This window comes from Vibrio sp. SNU_ST1, assembly GCF_030563405.1.
In the GTDB taxonomy this organism is placed as follows: Bacteria; Pseudomonadota; Gammaproteobacteria; order Enterobacterales; family Vibrionaceae; genus Vibrio.
On sequence record NZ_CP130748.1, the window covers coordinates 1,334,574 to 1,361,483 of the forward strand.

At 46.8% G+C, this 26,910-nt stretch carries 4 protein-coding genes and 2 pseudogenes; 2 read left to right on the forward strand and 4 right to left on the reverse strand.

Annotation, left to right across the window (positions count from 1 at the left end; genetic code table 11):
• Positions 1-172: 172 nt before the first annotated feature.
• Complete coding sequence (locus Q5H80_RS05905) at positions 173-14,941, forward strand: retention module-containing protein (RefSeq protein WP_304569207.1); 14,769 nt, start codon at positions 173-175, stop codon at positions 14,939-14,941.
• Positions 14,942-15,197: 256 nt separating this feature from the next.
• Here the strand turns inward: Q5H80_RS05905 and Q5H80_RS05910 are convergent, their stop codons facing one another.
• Complete coding sequence (locus Q5H80_RS05910; protein ID WP_304569208.1) at positions 15,198-15,824, reverse strand: bifunctional 4-hydroxy-2-oxoglutarate aldolase/2-dehydro-3-deoxy-phosphogluconate aldolase; 627 nt, start codon at positions 15,822-15,824, stop codon at positions 15,198-15,200.
• Positions 15,825-16,001: 177 nt separating this feature from the next.
• Positions 16,002-16,511, reverse strand: coding sequence for a peptide-methionine (S)-S-oxide reductase (locus tag Q5H80_RS05915; protein WP_304569209.1), 510 nt, complete (start codon positions 16,509-16,511; stop codon positions 16,002-16,004).
• A gap of 264 nt (positions 16,512-16,775) precedes the next feature.
• Between Q5H80_RS05915 and Q5H80_RS05920 the strand changes: the two are divergent.
• Positions 16,776-16,921 (forward strand): annotated as a pseudogene (locus Q5H80_RS05920) (kinase); the annotation flags it as partial.
• A 31-nt stretch (positions 16,922-16,952) separates the two neighbouring features.
• Here the strand turns inward: Q5H80_RS05920 and Q5H80_RS21135 are convergent.
• Positions 16,953-17,120: pseudogene (locus tag Q5H80_RS21135) on the reverse strand (helix-turn-helix domain-containing protein); the annotation flags it as partial.
• A gap of 108 nt (positions 17,121-17,228) precedes the next feature.
• Complete coding sequence (locus Q5H80_RS05925; RefSeq protein ID WP_304569210.1) at positions 17,229-26,783, reverse strand: VCBS domain-containing protein; 9,555 nt, start codon at positions 26,781-26,783, stop codon at positions 17,229-17,231.
• Positions 26,784-26,910: the final 127 nt, after the last annotated feature.

The following is a 26,910-nucleotide window of genomic DNA, read 5'->3' on the forward strand; positions in this document are numbered from 1 at the left end:
AAGTAAACTATAAAAAAACAGGTTAAATACTTATCTCTTTTCAACTCGAAGAGGCACAACAAAAGATTGGCCATTGATGAGGGGTAAGTATGAATTTGATTAAAGCCTGTAATGATTAGCAAAAATAATTTATACAGCTCTAGATAAGAGTGCTTGTGATAACGGGGGATATATGGATATTGAGGTTTCGCGCCAAGCTGCGGTTGTTGAAGCAGTAAGTGGGGATGTGGTTGTAGTAACACCTGACGGCAACCCAACAAAAGTTCTAGTTGGCGATATCATCCGTGAAAATGAGATAGTCATTACCGCAAATAATGCAGAACTTGTATTAGGTGCTCCAAATGGTGAGGTTCTGGTTGGCGATAATTGTGTTGGATGTATTGATCAGGAATTGTCTTGGGTTGATGCCCCTATCGCCGGAGAGGTCAATTTCGATCTAGAGCAGTCTGACGACGGAGCCTTTACTGACGATGATATTGCGGCAATCCAAGAAGCTATTTTAGGCGGCGCCGATCCGACTGAAATTTTGGAAGCAACGGCTGCTGGTGAAGGGCTAGGGTCTGCAAATGCTGGCTTTGTTACGATTGAATACAATAATATTCAAACTCAGCCCTCGACATTCTTTGAGACATCAGGGCTTGCGAAAGAAGAGGTAGAGGAAACTCGAGAGGAATTTAGAACGATCACCCGTTCGGCTGGTGGTCAATCGATCAGCGAATCAGTCACTGAAGGTTCCATTTCTGGCAATACCTACCCCCAATCTATTACGACCACAGAAACGATTATTGCGGGCAGCTTAGCTCTAGACCCAGACTCTTTTGTCCCAGACACACTCTCCCTTGCTTCACTCCTAAGTGAGCTTAATAACGACATTACATCAAGCGGCCAAGTTGTCACGTTTACTTACGACTCGGTGACGAATTCCATTGTTGGTGTCCAAGGTACTGACGAAGTATTACGTATCGATATTGATGCTACTAGTGTTGGCAATAATATCGATATCTCGTTAACCACCACGATTTCTCAATCTATTGATCATGTTCCGTCTATCGGTGGTGGGCAGGTCTCTTATACTGGCGATCAAATTAACTTTGCTTTTGATATTCAAGGTGAAGACTCCGCAGGAAATCCAATAGCATCACCCATTAATGCGCTGGTTACTTTATTTGACGGGGCGAATCCGTCTGCTGAAAGCGTTAATATCAATAATGTAGAAACGAGTAGTGCACCTATTGAAGGCACTTTTTCTAATATTGGAAGTGATAAACTTCAATCTGCAGTCTTTGATGCAAGCGCGTTAGAAGAGTTTGATGGGTTGCTCAGTGATAACCAAAATACGGTTGCAAGACTGTCTGATGACGGAACAACGATCACTCTGTCTATTCAAGGGAGAGGTGAGGTTGTTCTCACAATCTCCCTCGATACCGATGGCACCTATAATTTCCAACAGTTTAAACCAATAGAAGAAGTGAGCTCCGACACGCTTTCATTCTCTCTACCGATCACGGTTACCGATTTTGACCAGGATGTCGTAACGAATACGATTAAGGTAGATATCTCTGATGGCGATAGCCCGTTCATTATTAATGTTGATGGCATTGATGTTGATGAGTCAGGCATTGTTGGCGGCTCACAAGAAGAGACAGCCCCAGTAGGTGGTGTTGGCAGTATCACAGCAAGTGTTTTTGAAAGTGACATTATTGACCATTATGAACTTGAACCGACTGAATTTAATACAACGGGCTCCTTGGTTTCTAATGGTGCTGCCGTTCAATTAGAGTTAGTTAGTCAAACCAATGGTGTGAGAACGTATGAAGGTTATGTTGAGGTCAATGGATCTCGAATTACGGTCTTTGACGTTAAAGTCGATAGTCCATCATTGGGAAATTATGAATTTACTCTGTACGAATCGCTTTCACACCAAGGTGCTGAAGGTGAGTTACTAACCTTTGTATTGCCCATTTATGCGGTTGACGCGGATGGTGACCGCTCTGCACTATCTGGTGGGTCAAATACACCAGAAGCTGCTGAGATCTTAATCAGTGTAAAAGATGATGTGGTCGAACTCATCGATAATGTCATTTCCGTCGATGAACCGACTTTGGCGGGTGATACTGTTGTTTCTTATAATCTATTCAACTTCGAGGGCGCGGATGGTTCGACAATCCAATCATTGTCTTACGATGGGGTTGAATATAAGTTAGACCAAAGTTTACTTCCAGATGCGGGACAAACTTTCCCATTTACAGAAGGGGTTGCAACGATTTCACTCAATGGTGATTTTAGTTTTGAAGTCGCTCGTGATATCAACCACTCAAGCAGCGAAACCATAGTAAAACAATTTGCCTTTTTAGCTGAAGATGCTGATGGAGACGAGAGTTTCTCTACGCTTGATCTTAGTATTACTGATGGCCAAGATCCGGTAATTAACTTAGTTCCACCAGTGACGTTATCTGAAACGAATCTTGGTGATGGATCTTCGCCAAGCGGAAATGCGGTTAGCGCCACTGAAACGATTACGTTTACAGCCGGTAGTGATGATGTCGCGAGTTTTCGAATTGATCCAAACTTGTTTAATACTAATGATACGCTCAAATCGAATGGGCTTGTCGTTGAACTCAAGGAAGATCCTCAGAACTTAGGTACTTATATAGGTTTTGTTAACGACGGGGTAAACCCTGATGTCCCAGTATTCACGATTAGCTTCTCTACAAGCACACTAGGTGAATATACCTTTACTTTGTTTGAAGCTCTGGACCATGTGGATGGTTTAGACAATAACGATCTGAGCTTTGAACTACCAGTGTATGCCGTTGATAGCGATGGCGATAGTTCGCAAATTTCCCCGCTTACAATGATCATCGGTGATGATGTGCAAATCATGAAAGATGGTGTGCTCAATATTATTGAACCGACGGTTGCGGATTTGGCTGCTGGTAAGGTGACGACTGCCACCATTGATGTGATGCCTGATCAGAGTGCTGATGGCGCGACCATTACCCAGATCACGTATGATAATACCGTTTACACCTTGAATCAGGGCTTAACGGGAGAGCAGCTTATTACTGTACCTGAGGGTAAACTGTTCGTTACCCTTGAAGGTGAAATACGCTTTGAGCCCAATCGTAATTTAGATCATACAAACAACGAAGACATCGTTAAGACGATAGTAGTAACTTCAAGTGACTTTGATAAAGATCCGGTGACATCCACCGTCACTTTGACCATCACCGATGGCGATATTCCAATCATAAATGCCATTCCAAGCGTGTCTCTATCAGAATCTAAGCTTGCAGATGGCTCAGCAGCAAGCAACGCCCCTGTGAGTCAAACGGAGACGATTCAGTTCACCAATCAAAGTGATGATGTAGTCAAATTCCGTATCGATCCTGCTCAATTCAACACCAACGACACGCTTAAATCGGGTGGGTTAGCCGTCGACTTACGAATCGATCCACAAAACAGCAACCAGTACATAGGTTTTGTGAAAGATGGAGCCAACCCAGAGATTCCGGTCTTTACTATTAGCTTCTCTACTAGCACGGTTGGTGGGTATACCTTTACGCTACTTGAAGCATTAGACCATCCTGATGCAGGCAATAAAAACGACCTAAGTTTTGAACTGCCGGTGTTTGCTGTCGATCGTGACGGTGACGATTCACTGATGTCTCCATTGAAAGTGACGGTCAGCGATGATGTTCAAGGCATGCAAAATCAAACGCTGAGTATTACAGAGCCAACGGTTGCAGACTTAGCTGCCGGTGTTGTTACGACAGGCACTGTCGATGTGATGCCAGTGCAAAGTGCAGATGGCGCGACCATTACCCAGATCACGTATGATAATACCGTTTACACCTTGAATCAGGGCTTAACGGGAGAGCAGCTTATTACTGCACCTGAGGGTAAACTGTTCGTTACCCTTGAAGGTGAAATACGCTTTGAGCCCAATCGTAATTTAGATCATACAAACAACGAAGACATCGTTAAGACGATAGTAGTAACTTCAAGTGACTTTGATAAAGATCCGGTGACATCCACCGTCACTTTGACCATCACCGATGGCGATATTCCAATCATAAATGCCATTCCAAGCGTGTCTCTATCTGAATCTAATCTTGCAGATGGCTCAACAGCAAGCAACGCCCCTGTGAGTCAAACGGAGACGATTCAGTTCACCAATCAAAGTGATGATGTAGTCAAATTCCGTATCGATCCTGCTCAATTCAACACCAACGACACGCTTAAATCGGGTGGGTTAGCCGTCGATTTACGAATCGATCCACAAAACAGCAACCAGTACATAGGTTTTGTGAAAGATGGAGCCAACCCAGAGGTTCCGGTCTTTACTATTAGCTTCTCTACTAGCACGGTTGGTGAGTATACCTTTACGCTACTTGAAGCATTAGACCATCCTGATGCAGGCAATAAAAACGACCTAAGCTTTGAACTGCCGGTGTTTGCTGTCGATCGTGATGGTGACGATTCACTGATGTCTCCATTGAAAGTGACGGTCAGCGATGATGTTCAAGGCATGCAAAATCAAACGCTGAGTATTACAGAGCCAACGGTTGCAGATTTAGCTGCCGGTGTTGTTACGACAGGCACGGTTGATGTGATGCCAGTGCAAAGTGCAGATGGCGCGACCATTACCCAGATCACGTATGATAATACCGTTTACACCTTGGATCAGAGCTTAACGGGAGAGCAGCTTATTACTGTACCAGAGGGCAAACTGTTCGTTACCCTTGAAGGTGAAATACGCTTTGAACCCAATCGAAATTTAGACCACACGAACAACGAAAATATTGTTAAGACGATATTAGTGACTTCAAGTGACTTTGATAAAGATCCGGTGACATCCACCGTTACTTTGACCATCACCGATGGTGATATTCCAATCATCAACATCATTCCAAGCGTCACTTTATCCGAATCTAACCTTATAGATGGCTCGGCAGCAAGCTCCGTGCCAGTGAGTCAAACCGAGACGATCTCGTTTACCAATCAAAGCGACAATGTGACTAGTTTCCGCATTGAGCCAAGCTTATTTAATACCAACGACACACTTACGTCGAATGGGTTGGTCGTTGAGCTTAAGGCTGATCCAAACACGACTGGTGCGTACATCGGCTTTGTGAAAGATGGAGCCAACCCAGAAGTTCCGGTCTTTACTATTAGCTTCTCTACTAGCACGGTTGGTGAGTATACCTTTACGCTACTTGAAGCATTAGACCATCCTGATGCAGGCAATAAAAACGACCTAAGCTTTGAACTGCCGGTGTTTGCTGTCGACCGTGATGGTGACGACTCATTGATGTCGCCATTGAAAGTGACGGTCAGCGATGATGTTCAAGGCATGCAAAATCAAACGCTGAGTATTACAGAGCCAACGGTGGCTGATTTAGCTGCCGGTGTTGTTACGACAGGCACTGTCGATGTGATGCCAGTGCAAAGTGCAGATGGTGCAACAATCACTCAGTTCGTTTATGACGGACAACTTAGAACATTGGTTCAAACAGATACTGGTGAGCAGCGGTTCGGTTTCACTGAAGGGACGTTAGTCATCACCCTGCAAGGTCAAGTGCGCTTTGAGCCCAATCGAAATTTAGATCATACAAACAACGAAGACATCGTTAAAACAATCGTAGTGACGTCAAGTGACTTTGATAAAGATCCGGTGACATCCACCGTTACTTTGACCATCACCGATGGTGATATTCCAATCATCAACACCATTCCAAGCGTCACTTTATCCGAATCTAACCTTATAGATGGCTCGGCAGCAAGCTCCGTGCCTGTGAGTCAAACCGAGACGATCTCGTTTACCAATCAAAGCGACAATGTAACTAGTTTCCGCATTGAGCCAAGCTTATTTAATACCAACGACACACTCAAATCGAATGGGTTGGTCGTTGAGCTTAAAGCTGATCCAAACACGGTTGGTGCGTACATCGGCTTTGTGAAAGATGGAGCCAACCCTGAAGTTCCTGTCTTTACGATTAGCTTCTCTACTAGCACGGTTGGTGAGTACACCTTTACTTTACTTGAAGCATTAGATCATGCTGATGGCCAAGCAAAGAACGATCTGAGCTTTGAACTGCCCGTTTATGCGGTAGACCGGGATGGTGATGATTCATTAATGTCGCCATTGAAAGTGACGGTCAGCGATGATGTTCAAGGCATGCAAAATCAAACGCTGACTATTACTGAACCAACGGTGGCTGATTTGGCTGCTGGTGTTGTTACGACAGGTACTGTCGATGTGATGCCAAACCAAAGTGCCGATGGGGCAACGATTACCCAGTTTACTTACGATAACAACGTGTACACGTTAGTTCAGGGGACAACCGGAGAGCAGGTTTTCCCTGTTGCTGAAGGTAAACTGTATATCACTCTAGAAGGTGATGTCCGTTTCGAACCTAATCGCAACCTCAACCATTCAGGGGGCGATATTGTTAAGACTATTACGGTCACGTCTGAAGATAAAGATGGTGACGAAGTCACGTCGACCGTTACGCTTACCATTTCAGATGGTGCTCCACCTGTTATTGATAACATACCACCAGTCGCCTTGGCTGAAGCAAACTTGCTTGATGGCACCTCTCCGAGCATAACGGTCACTCAAACCGGAACAATGACGTTTACATCTGGTAGTGATGATGTGAACCACTTCCGTATTGATACTGCGCAGTTCAACACAACTGGGGACCTAAAATCGGATGGTCTGGTTGTTAAGCTAAAAGAAGATCCTCTAAACAGCGACAATTATATTGGCTTCGTAGAAAACGGTGGTGTCCAAACGGACATTTTCACCATCACTTTTGATAGTTTGGTGCTTGGTCAATATACCTTCACATTGTTAGAAGAGTTAGAGCACCTGCCAGGACAGGGCAATAACGATCAAATCTTTACCTTGCCAGTTATTGCGGTTGACAAAGACAATACTGATTCAGTAATTAAGGCTCTTACGGTGACTATTACTGATGATGTACCCGTCATTACGGATACAACAGTCGCGAGTACGTTTGTTGTTGATGAAGATGATTTAGGCTCTGTTGTGGCTCAAGCGACAGGTTCGCTTGTGACCACAGAAGGTGCAGACCAAGTCGAGGTTTACGAACTGCGTAACGTAGCCACTCTAGAAACTACTCTGACATCAGGCAACGAAGCGATTTCGATCACTGAGGTCACAGGGGCTGCGAACACAACCACCTACCAAGGTGCGACCACAAGCGGGACTCCGATTTTTACTCTTGCGCTGGGTAACGATGGGTCATACACATTCACTTTACTTGGCCCTCTAAATCACGCTACTGGATCAAATAACCTAACCATACCATTTGATGTTGTGGCGGTAGACGGTGATGGCGATGATTCCAACCAGTATCAATTACCAATTCAAGTCATTGATGATGTTCCGGTAATGACGCCGCCGACGGGCGAAACGGTTGTCGATGAAGACGATCTTTCTGGTATAGGTTCGGATCAATTTGACGACACTATCATCAATGGACTGTTCACCGTCGATGAAGGTGCCGATGGCGTTGTGAAGTATGAACTGGTTGATGAAGATTTAGTCTTGACCGGTTTAACCTCCGATGGAGAAAGCTTAGAGTGGCTAGCTGTTTCACAAAACGGCACAAAATTCACATACGTTGCTCAAACGGTGACGAGTAATGAAGCGGTGTTCGAGATTATTTTCGATACCTCTGATAACAGCTATCAATTCGAATTATTTAAGCCACTGAAGCATCCTGACGGTGCAAACGAGAACGCGATAGATCTTGATTTCTCAATCGTTGCTGAAGATTTTGACCAAGACCAATCGAATGCGATTGATCTCAAAATCACGGTTACTGATGATGTTCCATTAGTGACAACACAATCGATTGCTCGTGTTGAAGGTCAGGGCTACCGCGGTTCTATAGTCGATATGTTTGCTGATGCCACTGATGTAGGCGCTGATGGCGCTGAACTGAGCAAAATTCAGGCCTTTGATGGAAGTGGAATTGTTTTCCGTTCTGGGAACAGTGGGCCTTACAGTAGTGACTTCGATTTAAATAGTGGTACTCAAGAGGTACGAGTATATGAGCAGATCAATGGCGCTGTTGATCCTCGAGAGCTGGGTCGACTGAAAATAAACTCAAATGGTGAGATAGAGTTTAGAGCCAATAATTACTTAGAGCACGTTGGCGATGAAATCAAATTCTCTATTAACGTGATTGCGACCGATAGCGATTTAGATACCTCTGAAACACCGTTAGATATCACCATCACAGATCGAAACTCGTCAAGAATCGCACTGACAGTGACCACCTTCGAGGATGCGGGTAGAGATTCAACGATACCATACGCCCCAGGTGATGCTCCGATTCTTGAGAACATACAAGATAACCAAAGTGGCTTGCCTAATGCACCAGCTCAAGTTGCGCTTCAGGTTAACCTGAATGACAGGGATAACAGCGAGTCTATCGGTCAACTGATTATAAAAAACAGTAACCATAGAGGCACGTTCTATTACTTTGAGGGTGGTGAGTATCACAAGTTAACGCCTGAAACTAACGGTCAAATATTATTTGGACCGCCTCAAATGCAACAAAGCTATGCTTTAAACCCAAGTGAAGTAAGACAAACCATTGCAACCATCGAAAACCTTTATTTCGTTCCTGACCAAAACTATGGTTCAGATAGTAATGGCGTTGAGATCCGCTATCAATTGGAGATCGATAATGGAGGCACTCTTGACCACAAAGTAAACTCAAGCTTCAAAATCGAGATTGAAGCGGTAGCGGATATTGCTACTTGGGATGATGGCAATAGCACTTATCAGTATCAAGTCAATGAAGATGAAGACAATGTCACATTACAGCTGAATGCAGAATCACAAGATAACACTCAAACTGAAACGATCACCTATGAGTTAGAAGTTATCGAAGGCGACGGGAAGTTTGAGCTTCTTGATAAAGACGGCAATGTGCTTACTCTGACGGCGGATGGTGTATATAAAATAGCAGCAGAAGACATTAACACCACCGTGGTTAACCCTATTGATAATTTCTCGGGTCAGATTAAATTTAAAGCAACAGCGGTTACAGAAGAAACACTGAATCCTTATGAAGATACTACCAACGGCGGAGCAAATGATAAAACTGAGGCCCGTTCTGTAGAGCAAAACATCATTATTGATGTCACTGCTGACGCGGATGCTGGAAAGTTCAGTGTTAATCGTATTCAGATTAACGAAGACAATATAGATGATCCTGATTACATGGGTTCGCTAGCTAACAAAGATGCATTCACGTTAGATGAAGTCATCACCATGACAGGATCGGTAGATACGGATGGCTCTGAAGAACTGTTTGTTCGTATCAGTAATATTACAGAAGGCGCAGTGCTTTACTTTGTAGGTACAACCACGGTAGTTCCTATTGTCAGTGGTACCAATTACCACGAAATAGCGTATTCCGATTTGGCTAATGTTGAGGTGGTTCCAACTAAACACAGCAATGTGGATTTCACTTTTGATGTTACAGGTGTAGTGAAGGACACTGCAAACCTGTCAACCAACCCACAACAAGTCGATGTAGAAATACTCGGTACTAAAACGGTTAACGTTGAAGTGAAAGGGGTTGCTGACACACCGTATGGTGGGACGAATGGTACCGATTGGACCGCAATTACAGATGGTACTGCAAGCGGCGTTCAAACTACGATTCAAGAGAGTCAAAACGGCGACAGCTTTGCTCTGCTTGACTTCACGGTATTGTCGGGTGAGAGAAAGCCTGATACAGGCACTACACCATTACCGGACGATGGTTCTGAATCAATAACGGTCATCTTATCGGGTATTCCTGATGGCGTTATAATCGAGGATGGTGACGGTACGGTTATTGATCTTAACTTTGTGGGTTACGAAACCGGGCCGGGTGGAAGCCCTGATTTATCTAAACCGATATATGAAGCCAATATTACAGAGGTGGGTAGAATCTCAGGTATTCGAATTAGACCCGTCGACTCTTCAACTGAGAATATCCACATTCAAGGTAAAGTCATCGTAACTGAAAACGACGGCCACACTCTGACTTTTGATCAGGAAATTCGAGTATTGGTTGAGCCTATCATCGACACCTCTGCAATCTACAACAACGTCACAAACGGGAACGAAGATACTGCTATCAACATCGATTGGCATCCTGAAGGCGTTGACTATATCGACTCTGATGAGCACTTCACTTCAATTAAGATTTCCGGTATTCCACCGGGTGTCACACCCACCGTAAATGGCGATGTGACTGTTGTGAATGATGGTGTGGGTACGTTAACTATTACCCCTAAAGACGCGAATCAAACGCCGGAACAATTTACCCAAATTGCATTGTCGAATAACTTTATTCAAATGACTCCGCCAACTGACTCTAGCGTTGATTTTACATTGACTACAGAGGTAGACGTTGAGGAGCGTGATCACGAATATGTGGACTCTTCTAACCCTGGTGAGGGTATTGTGACTGCGACGGTTACAGGTACGATCGATGTTATCGTAAGGCCCGTTGTTGAGCCTCATGACGGTATCGATAATCAGCTTATCGTCGACGACGTGGCGGGAACTGGCTCTTTGGCAACCGTGGCCGCCGATCCTCTTACTGGTGTACTTAAGTTTACAACCAACAGCGACAATCCATCCGCCACGGATGAATTTGTTATTCGATATCAAGAAACCGATGCATCGTCTGCTATTGAGGAAGTTGACCAACTGGTTATTCAATTAACGAATAATGACATGAATAAGACTCCATTGTCAGATGACGTATTGAATCAATTACTCGTTATTGGCGCGGCTTATGAAGGCGATGGTCGTTGGGTTGTGACGAATGAGGACTTGTTTAGCATCAGTGCTCCGAATGGTCTTGTTTTTCCTTCAGGAAGTAACGGGGCCAACGGGCTTAATGATATCAATATGGACATCTTTAGCACAGTAATTGACCGAGGTGATGGTGTTGAGGTTGAAGCATCTGCAGCGGCTCGTAGAGACGGGCAAGTAACCCTAACATTCCCTCAAGTCGTTTCTGGGAGTACACAGGTTGCTGCAGACATTGCGATGACACCAAACAGTGTTGTCGACGCTATCGAGGACACACAACTAGATTTGGGGTCTGCTCTAGATAGTTTGATCACTTTCTCTGGAGAAGATGCTTCGGTAGACCAAGTGACCATTATCATTGATGACTCCGTGACCATTAACCCAGGAGTCACTTTCCCAATTAGTTTAGCGGGAAGCAGTGAAGTCGATTTTGTTAATGGGAAGTATGTATTCGAAACAACCGTTGAACAGGGCGTTCCAACTGATTTCTCAGGGCTGTTACTTAACTTGCCGGCAGACTACTCTGGTGACTTTAGATTACCACTAACAATCGTGACCAAAGATACGCTCTCTGGTGATGAGAAAACTTTAGTTACCGAAGTCGTCATCAAAGTAGCGCCAGATGCGGAGACGGACCCTACGATTGAGGTGAATGTCGTGGGTTCTCTTGATGATGCCTTTAACCCAGTCGATAACGATGGTCAGGCTGGACAAGATCCGGTGGGTTACGAAGACACCTACATTCAACTCGACTTCAATTCGACTATTTCGGATCAAGTCTCAGGCGTTGAAGGCGGTCAAGAAGCGTTTTCGTCTATTACCTTGACATTGGATGACCCCTCAATAGGGGCATTCTATGACAATACGGGCACATCACTCGGTACTTCAGTAACGTTTAACCAAGCTGAAATCGCGGCGGGGGCGCTCGATAATGTACTCTTTAGGGCGATAGAAAACTACCCAACTGGAAATGATATTAACCAAGTTCAGGTTAATGTTAGTGGTATCGTCACAGATACCGCAACCTACAATGATTCAGCCTCTCCGGTAGGCACGGCAAGTGACTCCGATATCTTTAATACAAGTGTTCGTTTTGATGTTGTTCCGGTTGTCGATGATGTACTTGTCTCTGGGCCGGGTAGTGATCCTGATGTAATCGAGATTACTGGTAACGAAGACCAACTTATTTCCTTGTCAGGTACAGGACCTGTATCGATTGCACTGACTGACCTTGATGGATCAGAACAGTTTGTATCGATTAAGTTCACCGATGTACCTGATGGCTTCCAGATGCGTGTAGATGCTGGCTCAGCTTACACTGTGAAAAACAACGGTGGCGGTGAGTGGAGTGTTCAATTGCCTCAAGCTTCTGGGCTTTCATTCGACTTAAGTGAAATTTCTATTTTACCGCCTAAAAACTTCAGTGGTACTGCTGAGTTTGGTGTTGAAGTGTTCACTCAAGAGTCGCTACTTGGCGTACCGACTGCGGCTGCAAACTTACCAAGCTTCAAACTGCATGTGGTGCCAGTTGGTGACGATGTTGATACTAACCCGACGGATACTGTCACTGGCAACGAAGGGCAGAATATTGATATAGAAATCAATGCGACTATTTTAGATAAAGAGTTGTCGGCCACAGGAAGCGGAACGTATACCGAAAATGCACCCGAAACCCTTCGAGTCGAAGTGGCAGGTGTTCCTCAAGATGCTTCTATCTTCTATCCTGACGGAACGTCCTTGGGTAGTTATGATCCAACTACACAGCTTTGGACTCTAGATGTTCCAGCTCAGTTGCTAGATAAGATCGTATTTAACTCTGGCGAACATAATAGTGATACAGGTAATGCTTTGGGTATTAATGGTCCACTGCAGATTACCGTTCGTTCTGTGGATACAGATGCTGATAACACGGAGTATTTAGGCACACCAACGAGTTTCAATGTTGATTTAGTGATTGATCCTATCAACGATCAACCGACCTTTGTCAATGTCACTAACCTTGAAACGACAGAAGACTCTAATGGGGTCGCGATTAACAACTTTAGTATCTACGATATCGACGCTAACTTTGATAATCCAGATGCCCCGTATGTACTGACGCTGAAAGTGGACCAAACACTGCCGGGTGCGCAGGGCGAGTTTGTACTTCCAAGCTCTCAATCCAACGGTGTGACATTTATATTGCAGGCTGATGGCTCACTTGTCATGACAGGTAAAGAAGCTGACATAAATGCGGCTCTAACTAATGGCGAGGTTACGTTCAAACCGGACCCGGATCAGAACTATCTCAATCAGGGTGGGTTAGTGACCATTAATGCTACGATCGATGACGGTGGTAATAACGGTTTGATTGATGCAGGTGATCCGAATACCGCTCAAACGAATCAAGCTACCTTCACTATTAAAGTGACGGAAGTGAACGACCAACCCGTGGCAACCGATATTGATTTGGGCACCATGCTTGAAGAAGGTCAGCTAATCATCAAAGCTGAAGACCTGATTACAGCGACGACAGACCCTGAGGGACATGCCATTACGGTTACTCAGGTCGCTATCGACCAAGGTCAGGGGCAAATTCAGAAATTTGAGAACGTTGGTGGGGCAGATGACAACTCGATTAATGGCCCATACTGGGTATTCACGGCAGCCGATGATTACAATGGCGATGTTACATTCACCTATACCGTAGAAGATAACGGTACAACCAATGGCTCAAATGATTTTTTAACGGATACCGCGGAAATTAGCGTTGTGGTACAAGGTGTTAACGATACACCTGTTGTCAATGGTGACGGCGTCACTGATCTTATTGATGAAGACGCGGGTCAGCTGCTGAGTGGCATCAATGTCAGTGATCCTGATTATGTTGAGTCATTTTCTAATGACCTCATGACCGTCACGCTGACAGTGGATTACGGTACATTGAATGTTTTACTTCCGGCAGTGACGACGGTGATGGTTAATGGCAACAACACAGGTTCGGTCATCTTAGTAGGTACTTTGAGCGACCTAAATGCACTGATTGACACACCGACTAGCCCTGCGGGTGTTTATCTGGATGCGAGCTTGTCTCCAACCAATAACATTGGTTTGGAAGTCATCGCGAAAGATAGCGGAAACCCTTCAGGTATCGTCATAGAAACCACACCTGTTATCTATGATATCGCAGTGACATCTGTGGCGAATTCGCCGACCTTGTCGATTGATACTGCGTCTAACTACGTTAGAAACATCACCGCTAACCAGTCAGTAAGCGCTAGCGGCGTTCCTTTGGTTGGTATTATTGCTGCCTTGACCGATATTACGGAAGAGCTAACGCTACGCATCAGTGATGTGCCTGTTGGTGCTCAAATTACGAGTGATGTGGGTTCAGTGACTGATGTCGGTGGTGGTGTTTGGATTGCTACGGCGGATGCGATTGACACTGTGAAAGTGGTCGGGCTTTCTGAAACGCCGGGAAGCTACACACTCAAAGTGGAGGCGGTTTCAGAAGAGCTAGATAACAGCGATACCGCAACATCGGCTTCGATAGACCTCAACTTGAACATTGTGTCTAACGGTGTTGATATCGATTTAGCTACAGAAACCGACGATGTTCAGTTATTGGCAGGGGCTGGCAATATCGACCTGACAGCGGGATCTGGAAATGATCGTCTGGAAGGTGGTTCGGGTGACGATACGTTAGTTGGCGGCGATGGTAACGACACGCTCATTGGTGGTGGCGGTTCCGATATTCTGACTGGTGGCGACGGTATGGATTCGTTTGTATGGTTCAACATCGAAGATGGTGTTGAAGATACGATTACCGACTTTAGCCTATCTGAAGGAGACCAACTCGATCTAAGAGAAGTGTTACCTGAGCTCAAAAGTGCCTCACCAGATATAACAACACTGCTGCAACACATTGACGCGAAGGTCGACGGGGATGATATTGAACTTACGATTAACCCTGATGGCTTAGGCACTACAGAGCAAGTGATTGTGGTTGAAGATCTTGCACCACAGCTGACGTTAAATGGCACCATGCCTTCTGATATTCTGGATGCGCTAGTGCAGCAAAATGTCATGACTCACGGTTAACGCTCAATTGATAAGCGCTAGTGATTAGAAGTGAATAATTAAACCATAACGAAATAGGCCAGCAATGCTGGCCTATTTTTTATTAAATCTTGCTGAATGAGCCCGATAAACCAATAGCCTCGATAAACTAACAGCCTCGATAAAACAACAAAAAGCCCATGCTGTCTAACAACATGAGCTTTAACCAGCGAGGTTGACCAGTTAGTTACTATGATTGGAATTAGTTACTACGATTGGTACTAGTTTACGATTGGTATTAGTTAGTAACTGACTCAACGGCATCACGAATAAGCTTTCCGAGTTCTTCCCACTTACCGTCATCAATAAGACTCGTTGGAACCATCCAAGTACCGCCACACGCAAGCACCGATGAGATTGACAGGTAATCATCGACATTGTTCAAACTTACACCGCCAGTGGGCATGAATTTGACAGGGTACACCGCTGTTAGTGCTTTAAGCATAGCAGTCCCGCCCGAAGGTTCGGCAGGGAAGAATTTCAATGTGCGAAGCCCCATTTCCATGGCTTGTTCAACTAGGCTCGGGTTGTTTACTCCCGGAACGATAGCGACACCTTTGTCGATACAGTATTGGACAGTACGTGGGTTAAAACCTGGGCTTACAATGAAATCAACGCCCGCTTCGATCGACGCGTCAACTTGCTCGTTAGTCAGCACAGTACCTGAGCCGATAAGCATGTTTGGGTACGCTTTGCGCATGATGTGAATTGCTTCGATTGCACATTCAGTACGTAGTGTGATTTCGGCACATGGCATGCCGTTTTCAACCAGAATTTTTCCTAGAGGAATAGCATCTTCAGCACGGTTGATGGCGATTACAGGGATGATTTTTAATTTTGCTAATTGTTCATTTAATGTAGCCATGAATTCTCTCCCAAGTTAATGGTGGGCTTGTTATCAATTCAGCAAACCCTTGATTACTAGTTAAAGTGCGTAATTATAGAGTCTGATCAAGCGCGGCTACTATAGGAATAATTGTACTTGGATGCTGAGTCACGGTTCCTACGATAATACGGTGCGAAATTGGCGATAGAACTCAACTTAAGATTTATATTTATGCAGCAGATCCCAAGGGATATTGCACAAGTGGTGATCCTCAGGATATTGGCTTAGGTGATGCTGGTGGATCTCATCACTCGCGACATAGTGAGTTAACGGCAATATCTCGAGTGCGATACGGTCTGCGTCGTCACGAGATGCAATGTAGTTCGCAGCTTCTGATAAGTGCAGGGCGCTAGTGCTGTATACACCCGTGCGGTATTTCTCGCCGACATCAACCCCTTGTTTGTTTACGCTGTATGGGTCGATGATCTCAAACAGATGCTCCATCAAAACCGTGACTGATGTGATGCTCGGATCAAACTCAATTTGCACACACTCTGCGTAACCATCGTAATCGCTTTGTGTGCCATTACTTTGTGTTGTTCCGTTTTCTGTTAGCTGGCCGCTGCCATTGGCACGGCCTGCTTCTGTGCTGATGACTCCGGGTACATATTTGATGAACTCTTGTACGCCCCACAAGCAGCCACCAGCTAAATAAATTTGTTCCATATTTCTCTTTGAGCTCTTCGTGTTTGTTATGTTCGTGAATTCATACGATGATACCCGCACGTATAAAAAAGCGTCTATAAAAAATGAACGCGTAAATAAAAATAAGCGCTTAGGCGTTGTTAACCAGAGCAACTGAGTGGGTATAAGTTAAATATGATTTGAGATTATATAAGTCAGTATTGCTTTGTCACCAACCCGAATCCCAACATCAAGTGAGCGTTAGTCTAACCATGCTTGATCAAATAAAAGACTTCATAAATCTGAGCAAGACAGATTCAGTTTAACACCAACCAAGTAGAAAAGGTTTGGAGTAAAGGACTTGAGTCGGTAGCGGTCGATTTGAAGTCGATAACAACGCTATATCTAACAGCGAAGCGGCTTACAACTATGACATATTGTTAGAAAAGCTGATCTGAATTCTGAATTGTTAAGCACGTTTACATGTTTAGTTGGTAAACATAAACCAGTACCATGGATGGCAAAGACGTGAACCCAGTATCGTATTTGTCTCGAAGGAATTGAATATCGTTTTGCTAAATAGTGAGATCACTTGCCACCTAAGCATTGTTTAGCAATGATACAATTTGGCTCTCGGCTATATTTGGACATCAAAAGCCCCCAATAATTGGTGTCCAACTATTGGAGGCAGTTCAGTTCCTCTACAGGCTTTATGGCTAATCTCTACGCTTTATGGCGAGAGTATTGGTTGAGTTTGAGTTAGCCATCGACATTCATAATACTCAGCTGATCGATCATTTTCAAAATGATTGTTTCTTCACTCGCGGAAGTATTACTAATACCCAGTTTATTCCACCCCACATCGTTAAGTATTACTTCGCTTACGCCACCATTTTCATCTGTAACCGATAGGGTAGTGTTTGGGTTGTCAGTGAGGTCGCTGGTGTCATCGGTAATGGTTACATCAATATGGTCGAGCAGATCTTGTGTTGTGGGCGAGTCAGGAAGTAAATCCGATAGATCAATTACATCATTATTTACATTGAAATTCATGATGGTATCAGTTGTTGGGTTGGCACTACTGCCTGCATTTTCATCAAGAATGCGGAAGGTGTCGTTGCCCATGCCGCTTCTAAATACATCGTCACCGGGTGTACCACTAAGAACATCATCACCTTCATGACCGTAGGTATCAGAAATAAGGAGCTTCTCTTCCGAAACAAGATGACTGAGCACTTCGGCATCGGACATTCCCGCCGTATTGGTTCCTGTTAAGTCATTGATAGCAATGCCGTCTAGAGTGATGGATTGAACTAACTCATCGTTATTGTCTAACAGGGATATTTGCGTATTGCCATCCACTTCGGTGAATTGCACATTCTGAGCGATATCGGTTGAGCTCCAAACTGAGCTTGCAGCGACAAAACCACGCAAATCTATGATGTCTTGGCTACTGTCGAACGTATCGATGACAGCACTACCAGGATCATCGTCTGTTCCCACCGTATCACTCGACCACGAATAAGTGTTGTCTGTCGCACCAACATTGATATTGACCGTAGCGGTATCACTGCCACCTTGCGTGTCTGAAATTGTGTACTCAAAGGTCGCTTTGCCTACATAACCCGAGCTTGCAGTAAACTCGATATCTCCGGAGCCATTAATAACGACGGTCCCACCAATTGCATTTTGTACGGATGTAATGGAGAGTGTTCCACCATCTATATCGCTATCATTTTCAAGTAATGCAGATGCTGCAATTATCAGGGTCTCGCTCTCTTCGACGTAAAGTTCACCTTTGGTAATGTCGTTATCGATCAGTTTTTTGTCGCTCATATCAAGCGTTACGTTTGCGTCGTCGTAGTTTAAATCAAGCGCAACATGATTGGGTGTTTCCGAGTTATCGGCTTGTATGGTGGTGAGTATAAAGGCATCAGCTAAGGTTTTCGAAATAACCATGTTTTGCACCACATATGTACCGTTACTGCCTGAAGTCGTTAACTCAAATGTTTTTACTGGGCGATCGGTGGTAAAGGAATAGTAATCTTCGTAAGAACCAGACTGGCGATAGCCGGATTGGGTATCAATCAGATCGCCATTTTCATCAAAGGCGGTAATTTTTACTTTGGTCGCGTTTGGCGAGGTTTCATCAAAATAACTACCTAAGCCACTGAGACGGAAGGTAACTTCGTTAATATCTTCCCCATCAATAGTAATAGATAGTTTTTCACCCTGGCTCAAACCACTATTATCATTATCCCCAATCCCAGAGCCTAAGTGACCATAAGTGTTGTAGGCGGTAAGTGGGCCGCTTGAGCTTTTAGTGGTGATCGTAGTGCCATTTTCTTCAAAGACTGCAGTTTTCCCCGAGACAGTACCCCAGTGGCTCGTCGAAATCGGGCCGTTGAACTCGGGCGTATTGGGATTTGCATCAAAGCTGCCGACTTTGATATCACGGGTCATGGTTTGAATGGTTGCTTCATCAGGTACGAAGCGAACTTGGGCATTGGCATCATATTCTTCACCCACCACCATGTCTTGCCAACCTTGGTTATCCACGTTGTATTGCATCGTTCCGTAATCTGGAGCTTCGTCGAGTCTAATTCGAGGATCTTGCGTCACTTTTGAGTCATTCATAGCATCAGGGATTTCATTGATACCGTTAATAGTGACAGTAATATCGTGAGTTGTTCCGTCAATCGAGGCGACAGAGAAGACTTCTTGTTTGGTTTCTCCGGCTTTGAGATATTGCACGTCGGCATTATCGACTTGGTAATCCCAGTTGCCATCGGCATCGATGGTGAGCGCACCGAGTGCTCCTGCTGGCGTCACTACGCTAGCAGGGTCGAATTTGGCTTCACCGGTGTCGGCATCCGTAAGCGTTAACACGCCCGAGTCAGTCAGTACCGGATCGGTCTCATCTTCAGTGACTGCACCAATTGCATCGCCAGAAATCACCGCACTGTCGTTCACGCCGGTAATGGTGATCACGATGTCGTGCGTGGTGCCATCCACTGAGGCAACAGTGAAGGTTTCGACCTTGGTTTCGTCTTGCGCGAGATATTGCACATCGGCATTATCGACGTTGTAAACCCAGTTACCATCGGCATCAATGGTGAGCGCGCCCAGAGCACCTGTAGGGGTAACAACACTAGCAGGATCGAATTTGGCTTCACCAGTATCAGCATCAGTCAGGGTTAATACGCCCGAATCAGTCAGTACCGGATCGGTCTCATCTTCGGTCACTGCGCCCACCGCATCGCCAGAAATCACCGCACTGTCGTTCACGCCGGTAATGGTGATCACGATGTCGTGCGTCGTGCCATCGATTGATGCGACGGTGAAGGTTTCTACTTTGGTTTCGTCTTGAGCAAGGTATTGCACGTCAGCGTTATCGACGTTGTAAACCCAGTTACCATCGGCATCGATGGTGAGTACGCCAAGAGCACCCGAAGGGGTAACAACACTAGCAGGGTCGAATTTGGCTTCACCGGTGTCGGCATCCGTAAGCGTTAACACGCCCGAGTCAGTCAGTACCGGATCGGTCTCATCTTCAGTGACTGCACCAATTGCATCGCCAGAAATCACTGCACTGTCGTTCACGCCGGTAATGGTGATCACGATGTCGTGGGTGGTGCCATCGATTGATGCAACGGTGAAGGTTTCTACTTTGGTTTCGTCTTTCGCCAGATATTGCACATTGGCATTATCGACGTTGTACACCCAGTTACCATCAGCATCGATGGTGAGCGCACCGAGTGCTCCTGCAGGGGTAACAACACTAGCAGGGTCGAATTTGGCTTCGCCTGTATCAGCATCCGTTAGCGTTAGCACGCCCGAATCCGTCAGTACCGGATCGGTATTATCTTCAGTGACTGCGCCGATTGCGTCACCAGAAATGACTGCACTGTCGTTAACCCCAGTAATGGTGATCACGATGTCGTGAGTCGTGCCATCAACGGAGGCGACGGTGAAGTTTTCGACCTTGGTTTCGTCTTGAGCAAGGTACTGCACATCCGCGTTATCAACGTTGTAGACCCAGTTACCATCGGCGTCGATGGTGAGCGCGCCCAGTGCACCCGCAGGGGTAACAACGCTAGCAGGATCGAATTTGGCTTCGCCTGTATCAGCATCCGTCAGCGTTAGCACGCCAGAGTCTGTCAGTACCGGATCGGTATTATCTTCAGTGACTGCACCCACCGCATCGCCAGAAATGACGGCACTGTCGTTCACGCCGGTAATGGTGATCACGATGTCGTGGGTGGTGCCATCGATTGATGCGACGGTGAAGGTTTCTACTTTGGTTTCGTCTTGTGTCAGATATTGCACGTCGGCATTATCGACTTGGTAATCCCAGTTGCCATCGGCATCGATGGTGAGCGCACCGAGTGCTCCTGCTGGCGTCACTACGCTAGCCGGGTCAAATTTGGCTTCACCGGTATCAGCATCGGTGAGGGTTAATACGCCTGAATCCGTCAGTACCGGATCGGTCTCATCTTCAGTGACTGCACCAATGGCATCGCCAGAAATGACTGCACTGTCGTTGATACCGGTAATGGTGATCACGATGTCGTGGGTGGTGCCATCGATTGATGCAACAGTGAAGGTTTCGACTTTGGTTTCATCTTGCGCCAGATATTGCACATCGGCATTGTCGACGTTGTAAACCCAGTTGCCATCGGCGTCGATAGTTAAACTGCCCAAAGCACCCGCAGGGGTCATCACACTAGCCGGGTCGAATTTGGCTTCACCGGTGTCGGCATCCGTAAGCGTTAACACGCCCGAATCCGTTAGTACCGGATCGCTCTCATCTTCAGTGACTGCACCAATTGCATCACCAGAAATCACTGCACTGTCGTTGACGCCGGTAATGGTGATCACGATATCGTGCGTGGTGCCATCAACGGAGGCGACGGTGAAGGTTTCTACTTTGGTTTCGTCTTGCGCCAGATATTGCACATCGGCATTATCAACGCTGTAAACCCAGTTGCCATCAGCATCAATAGTGAGTGCGCCGAGCGCTCCTGCAGGGGTAACAACACTAGCAGGGTCGAAGTTGGCTTCACCGGTGTCGGCATCCGTAAGCGTTAATACGCCTGAATCCGTCAGTACCGGATCGGTCTCATCTTCGGTCACTGCGCCCACCGCATCGCCAGAAATCACTGCACTGTCGTTCACGCCGGTAATGGTGATCACGATGTCGTGGGTGGTGCCATCGATTGATGCAACGGTGAAGGTTTCTACTTTGGTTTCGTCTTTCGCCAGATATTGCACATTGGCATTATCGACGTTGTACACCCAGTTACCATCAGCATCGATGGTAAGAGCGCCCAATGCGCCAGCCGGAGTGACCACGCTGGTCGGGTCAAATTTGGCTTCACCGGTATCAGCATCGGTGAGGGTTAATACGCCCGAATCCGTCAGTACCGGATCGGTCTCATCTTCGGTCACTGCGCCCACTGCATCGCCAGAAATCACCGCACTGTCGTTAATACCAGTAATGGTAACAACGATGTCGTGAGTGGTGCCGTCCACCGAGGCAACGGTGAAGGTTTCTACTTTGGTTTCGTCTTGCGCCAGATATTGCACGTCCGCATTATCGACTTGGTAGTCCCAGTTACCATCCGCATCGATGGTAAGAGCGCCCAATGCGCCAGCCGGAGTGACCACGCTGGTCGGGTCAAATTTGGCTTCACCAGTATCAGCATCAGTCAGGGTTAACACGCCCGAGTCAGTCAGTACCGGATCGGTCTCATCTTCGGTCACGGCGCCCACCGCATCGCCAGAAATCACCGCACTGTCGTTCACGCCGGTAATGGTGATCACGATGTCGTGCGTCGTGCCATCCACTGAGGCAACAGTGAAGGTTTCGACCTTGGTTTCATCTTGAGCAAGGTACTGCACATCGGCATTATCGACGTTGTACACCCAGTTACCATCGGCATCGATGGTAAGAGCGCCCAATGCGCCAGCCGGAGTGACCACGCTAGTCGGGTCTAACTTGGCTTCGTCAGTATCGGCATCTGTGAGGGTTAATACGCCCGAATCAGTCAGTACCGGATCACTCTCATCTTCAGTTACTGCACCAATTGCATCGCCAGAAATCACCGCACTGTCGTTCACGCCGGTAATGGTGATCACGATGTCGTGGGTGGTGCCATCGATTGATGCGACGGTGAAGGTTTCGATTTTGGTTTCGTCTTGAGCCAGATACTGCACGTCCGCGTTATCGACGCTGTAAACCCAGTTACCATCGGCATCAATAGTGAGTGCGCCGAGCGCTCCTGCAGGGGTAACAACACTAGCAGGGTCGAATTTGGCTTCGTCTGTATCAGCATCCGTCAGCGTTAGCACGCCCGAATCCGTCAGTACCGGATCGGTATTATCTTCAGTGACTGCACCCACCGCATCGCCAGAAATGACGGCACTGTCGTTGACACCCGTAATGGTGATCACGATGTCGTGGGTGGTGCCATCGATTGATGCGACGGTGAAGGTTTCTACTTTGGTTTCGTCTTGCGCCAGATATTGCACGTCCGCGTTATCAACGCTGTAAACCCAGTTGCCATCAGCATCAATAGTGAGTGAGCCAAGAGCACCTTCAGGGGTAACAACACTAGCAGGGTCGAATTTGGCTTCACCGGTGTCGGCATCCGTCAGCGTTAGCTCGCCCGAATCGGTGAGCACGGGATTGCTCTCATCTTCGGTTACGGCACCGACTGCATCGCCAGAAATCACCGCGCTGTCGTTAACCCCAGTAATGGTAATAACAATATCGTGAGTCGTGCCATCAACGGAGGCGACGGTAAAGGTTTCGACTTTGGTTTCGTCTTGCGCCAGATATTGCACGTCAGCGTTATCGACGTTGTAGACCCAGTTACCATCGGCATCAATGGTGAGCGCGCCGAGCGCTCCTGCAGGGGTAATAACACTAGCAGGATCGAATTTCGCTTCACCGGTATCGGCATCCGTAAGCGTTAGCACGCCAGAGTCTGTCAGTACCGGGTCGGTATTATCTTCGGTCACTGCACCAATGGCATCACCAGAAATGACCGCGCTGTCGTTAACCCCGGTAATGGTGATCACGATATCGTGAGTCGTGCCATCGATTGATGCGACGGTGAAGGTTTCGACTTTGGTTTCATCTTGCGCCAGGTATTGCACATCCGCATTATCGACGTTGTAAACCCAGTTACCATCAGCATCGATGGTGAGCGCACCGAGTGCTCCTGCAGGGGTAACAACACTAGCAGGATCGAACTTGGCTTCACCGGTGTCGGCATCCGTCAGCGTTAACACGCCTGAATCCGTCAGTACCGGATCGGTATCATCTTCAGTGACTACGCCCACTGCATCACCCGAAATCACAGCACTGTCGTTAACCCCAGTAATGGTGATCACGATGTCGTGAGTCGTGCCATCAACGGAGGCGACGGTGAAGGTTTCGATTTTGGTTTCGTCTTGAGCCAGATACTGCACGTCCGCGTTATCGACGTTGTACACCCAGTTACCATCCGCATCGATGGTAAGAGCGCCCAATGCGCCAGCCGGAGTGACCACGCTGGTCGGGTCAAATTTGGCTTCACCGGTGTCGGCATCGGTGAGGGTTAGCACGCCCGAATCCGTCAGTACCGGATCGGTATTATCTTCAGTGACTGCACCAATTGCATCGCCAGAAATCACTGCACTGTCGTTCACGCCGGTAATGGTGATCACGATGTCGTGCGTCGTACCATCCACTGAGGCAACCGTGAAGGTTTCGATTTTGGTTTCGTCTTGCGCCAGATACTGCACATCGGCATTATCGACGTTGTAGACCCAGTTACCATCGGCATCAATGGTGAGCGCGCCCAGAGCTCCTGCAGGGGTAACAACACTAGCAGGATCGAATTTGGCTTCACCCGTATCGGCATCCGTCAGGGTTAACACGCCTGAATCCGTTAGTACTGGATCGCTTTCATCTTCAGTCACAGCGCCAATGGCATCGCCAGAAATCACTGCACTGTCGTTCACGCCAGTAATGGTGATCACGATGTCGTGCGCCGTACCATCCACTGAGGCAACCGTGAAGGTTTCGATTTTGGTTTCGTCTTGCGCCAGATATTGCACGTCAGCGTTATCGACGTTGTAGACCCAGTTGCCATCGGCATCGATGGTGAGAGCTCCTAATGCACCAGCTGGCGTCATCACGCTAGTCGGGTCGAACTTGGCTTCACCGACATCGGCATCGGTGAGGGTTAACACGCCCGAGTCAGTCAGTACCGGATCGGTCTCATCTTCGGTCACAGCGCCAATTGCATCGCCAGAAATCACCGCACTGTCGTTCACGCCGGTAATGGTGATCACGATGTCGTGCGTCGTACCGTCCACCGAGGCAACGGTGAAGGTTTCGATTTTGGTTTCGTCTTGCGCGAGGTATTGCACATCGGCATTATCGACGTTGTAAACCCAGTTACCATCGGCATCGATGGTGAGCGCGCCCAGAGCTCCAGCAGGGGGAACAACACTAGCAGGATCGAATTTGGCTTCGTCTGTATCAGCATCCGTCAGCGTTAGCACGCCCGAATCCGTCAGTACCGGATCGGTATTATCTTCAGTGACTGCACCCCCCGCATCGCCAGAAATGACGGCACTGTCGTTGACACCCGTAATGGTGATCACGATGTCGTGCGTGGTGCCATCGATTGATGCGACGGTGAAGGTTTCCACCTTAGTTTCATCTTGCGCCAGATATTGCACGTCCGCGTTATCAACGCTGTAAACCCAGTTGCCATCAGCATCAATAGTGAGTGAGCCAAGAGCACCTTCAGGGGTAACAACACTAGCAGGGTCGAATTTGGCTTCGTCTGTATCAGCATCCGTCAGCGTTAGCACGCCCGAATCCGTCAGTACCGGATCGGTATTATCTTCAGTGACTGCACCCCCCGCATCGCCAGAAATGACGGCACTGTCGTTGACACCCGTAATGGTGATCACGATGTCGTGGGTGGTGCCATCGATTGATGCGACGGTGAAGGTTTCTACTTTGGTTTCGTTTTGCGCGAGGTATTGCACATCGGCATTATCGACGTTGTAAACCCAGTTACCATCGGCATCGATGGTGAGCGCGCCCAGAGCTCCAGCAGGGGGAACAACACTAGCAGGATCGAATTTGGCTTCGTCTGTATCAGCATCCGTCAGCGTTAGCACGCCCGAATCCGTCAGTACCGGATCGGTATTATCTTCAGTGACTGCACCCCCCGCATCGCCAGAAATGACGGCACTGTCGTTGACACCCGTAATGGTGATCACGATGTCGTGGGTGGTGCCATCGATTGATGCGACGGTGAAGGTTTCCACCTTAGTTTCATCTTGCGCCAGATATTGCACGTCCGCGTTATCAACGCTGTAAACCCAGTTGCCATCAGCATCAATAGTGAGTGAGCCAAGAGCACCTTCAGGGGTAACAACACTAGCAGGGTCGAATTTGGCTTCGTCTGTATCAGCATCCGTCAGCGTTAGCACGCCCGAATCCGTCAGTACCGGATCGGTATTATCTTCAGTGACTGCCCCCCCCGCATCGCCAGAAATGACGGCACTGTCGTTGACACCCGTAATGGTGATCACGATGTCGTGGGTGGTGCCATCGATTGATGCGACGGTGAAGGTTTCTACTTTGGTTTCGTTTTGCGCGAGATATTGCACATCGGCATTATCGACGTTGTACACCCAGTTACCATCAGCATCAATAGTGAGTGCGCCGAGCGCTCCTGCAGGGGTAACAACACTGTTTGGGTTGAAGTTAGTGTCACGCGGGTTGTTATCTGAAATTTCTAGAATCCCGGAATCCGTAAGCGTAGGTGTGGTCGTATCCTCTATTGCTGAACCGATATCATCACCACTAATCACGGCACTCAGATTAATGCTTTTACCGGAGTCGTCCTTTTGATTAAAAAACAATTGAGAGGTGGTATCACGGTCGTAAGCAGAGGTTTCAAAGTGCGTTGCAGCAATGCTTTCTAAATTATCTCTATCTACCGTTGTTAACAGCATTGGCGCTGAGGCATCGTCTACACCGGCAGATGGTTCATATGAGTTTTGTTGAGTTGGATCCAACCCTTGTTCAATTAGATTGATCACTTCTTCAACGTCATTTGGACGATTTCTAATATTATCTGTAGTTATAATTTCAACGTTTGAAAGTAGCCCAAAGTCTTGCTCTGAATAAACGATATCGCCAATCTCAGGTTCAATACCTTGAGCTAGAGCTCGCCATTCACCCTGTTGGTTTAACGCTAACTTTCCGCCCTCAGGAATTCGTATGACCTGTTTCATGGTGTCTCCTTATTCTTATAATTTACCGTATTAATAAGACAAAACATTCATATTGATATAGAGACAACAGCAAGGTTTGCACCAACTATAGATTTTACAATATGTGACTTTAAATCAATGGCTTATG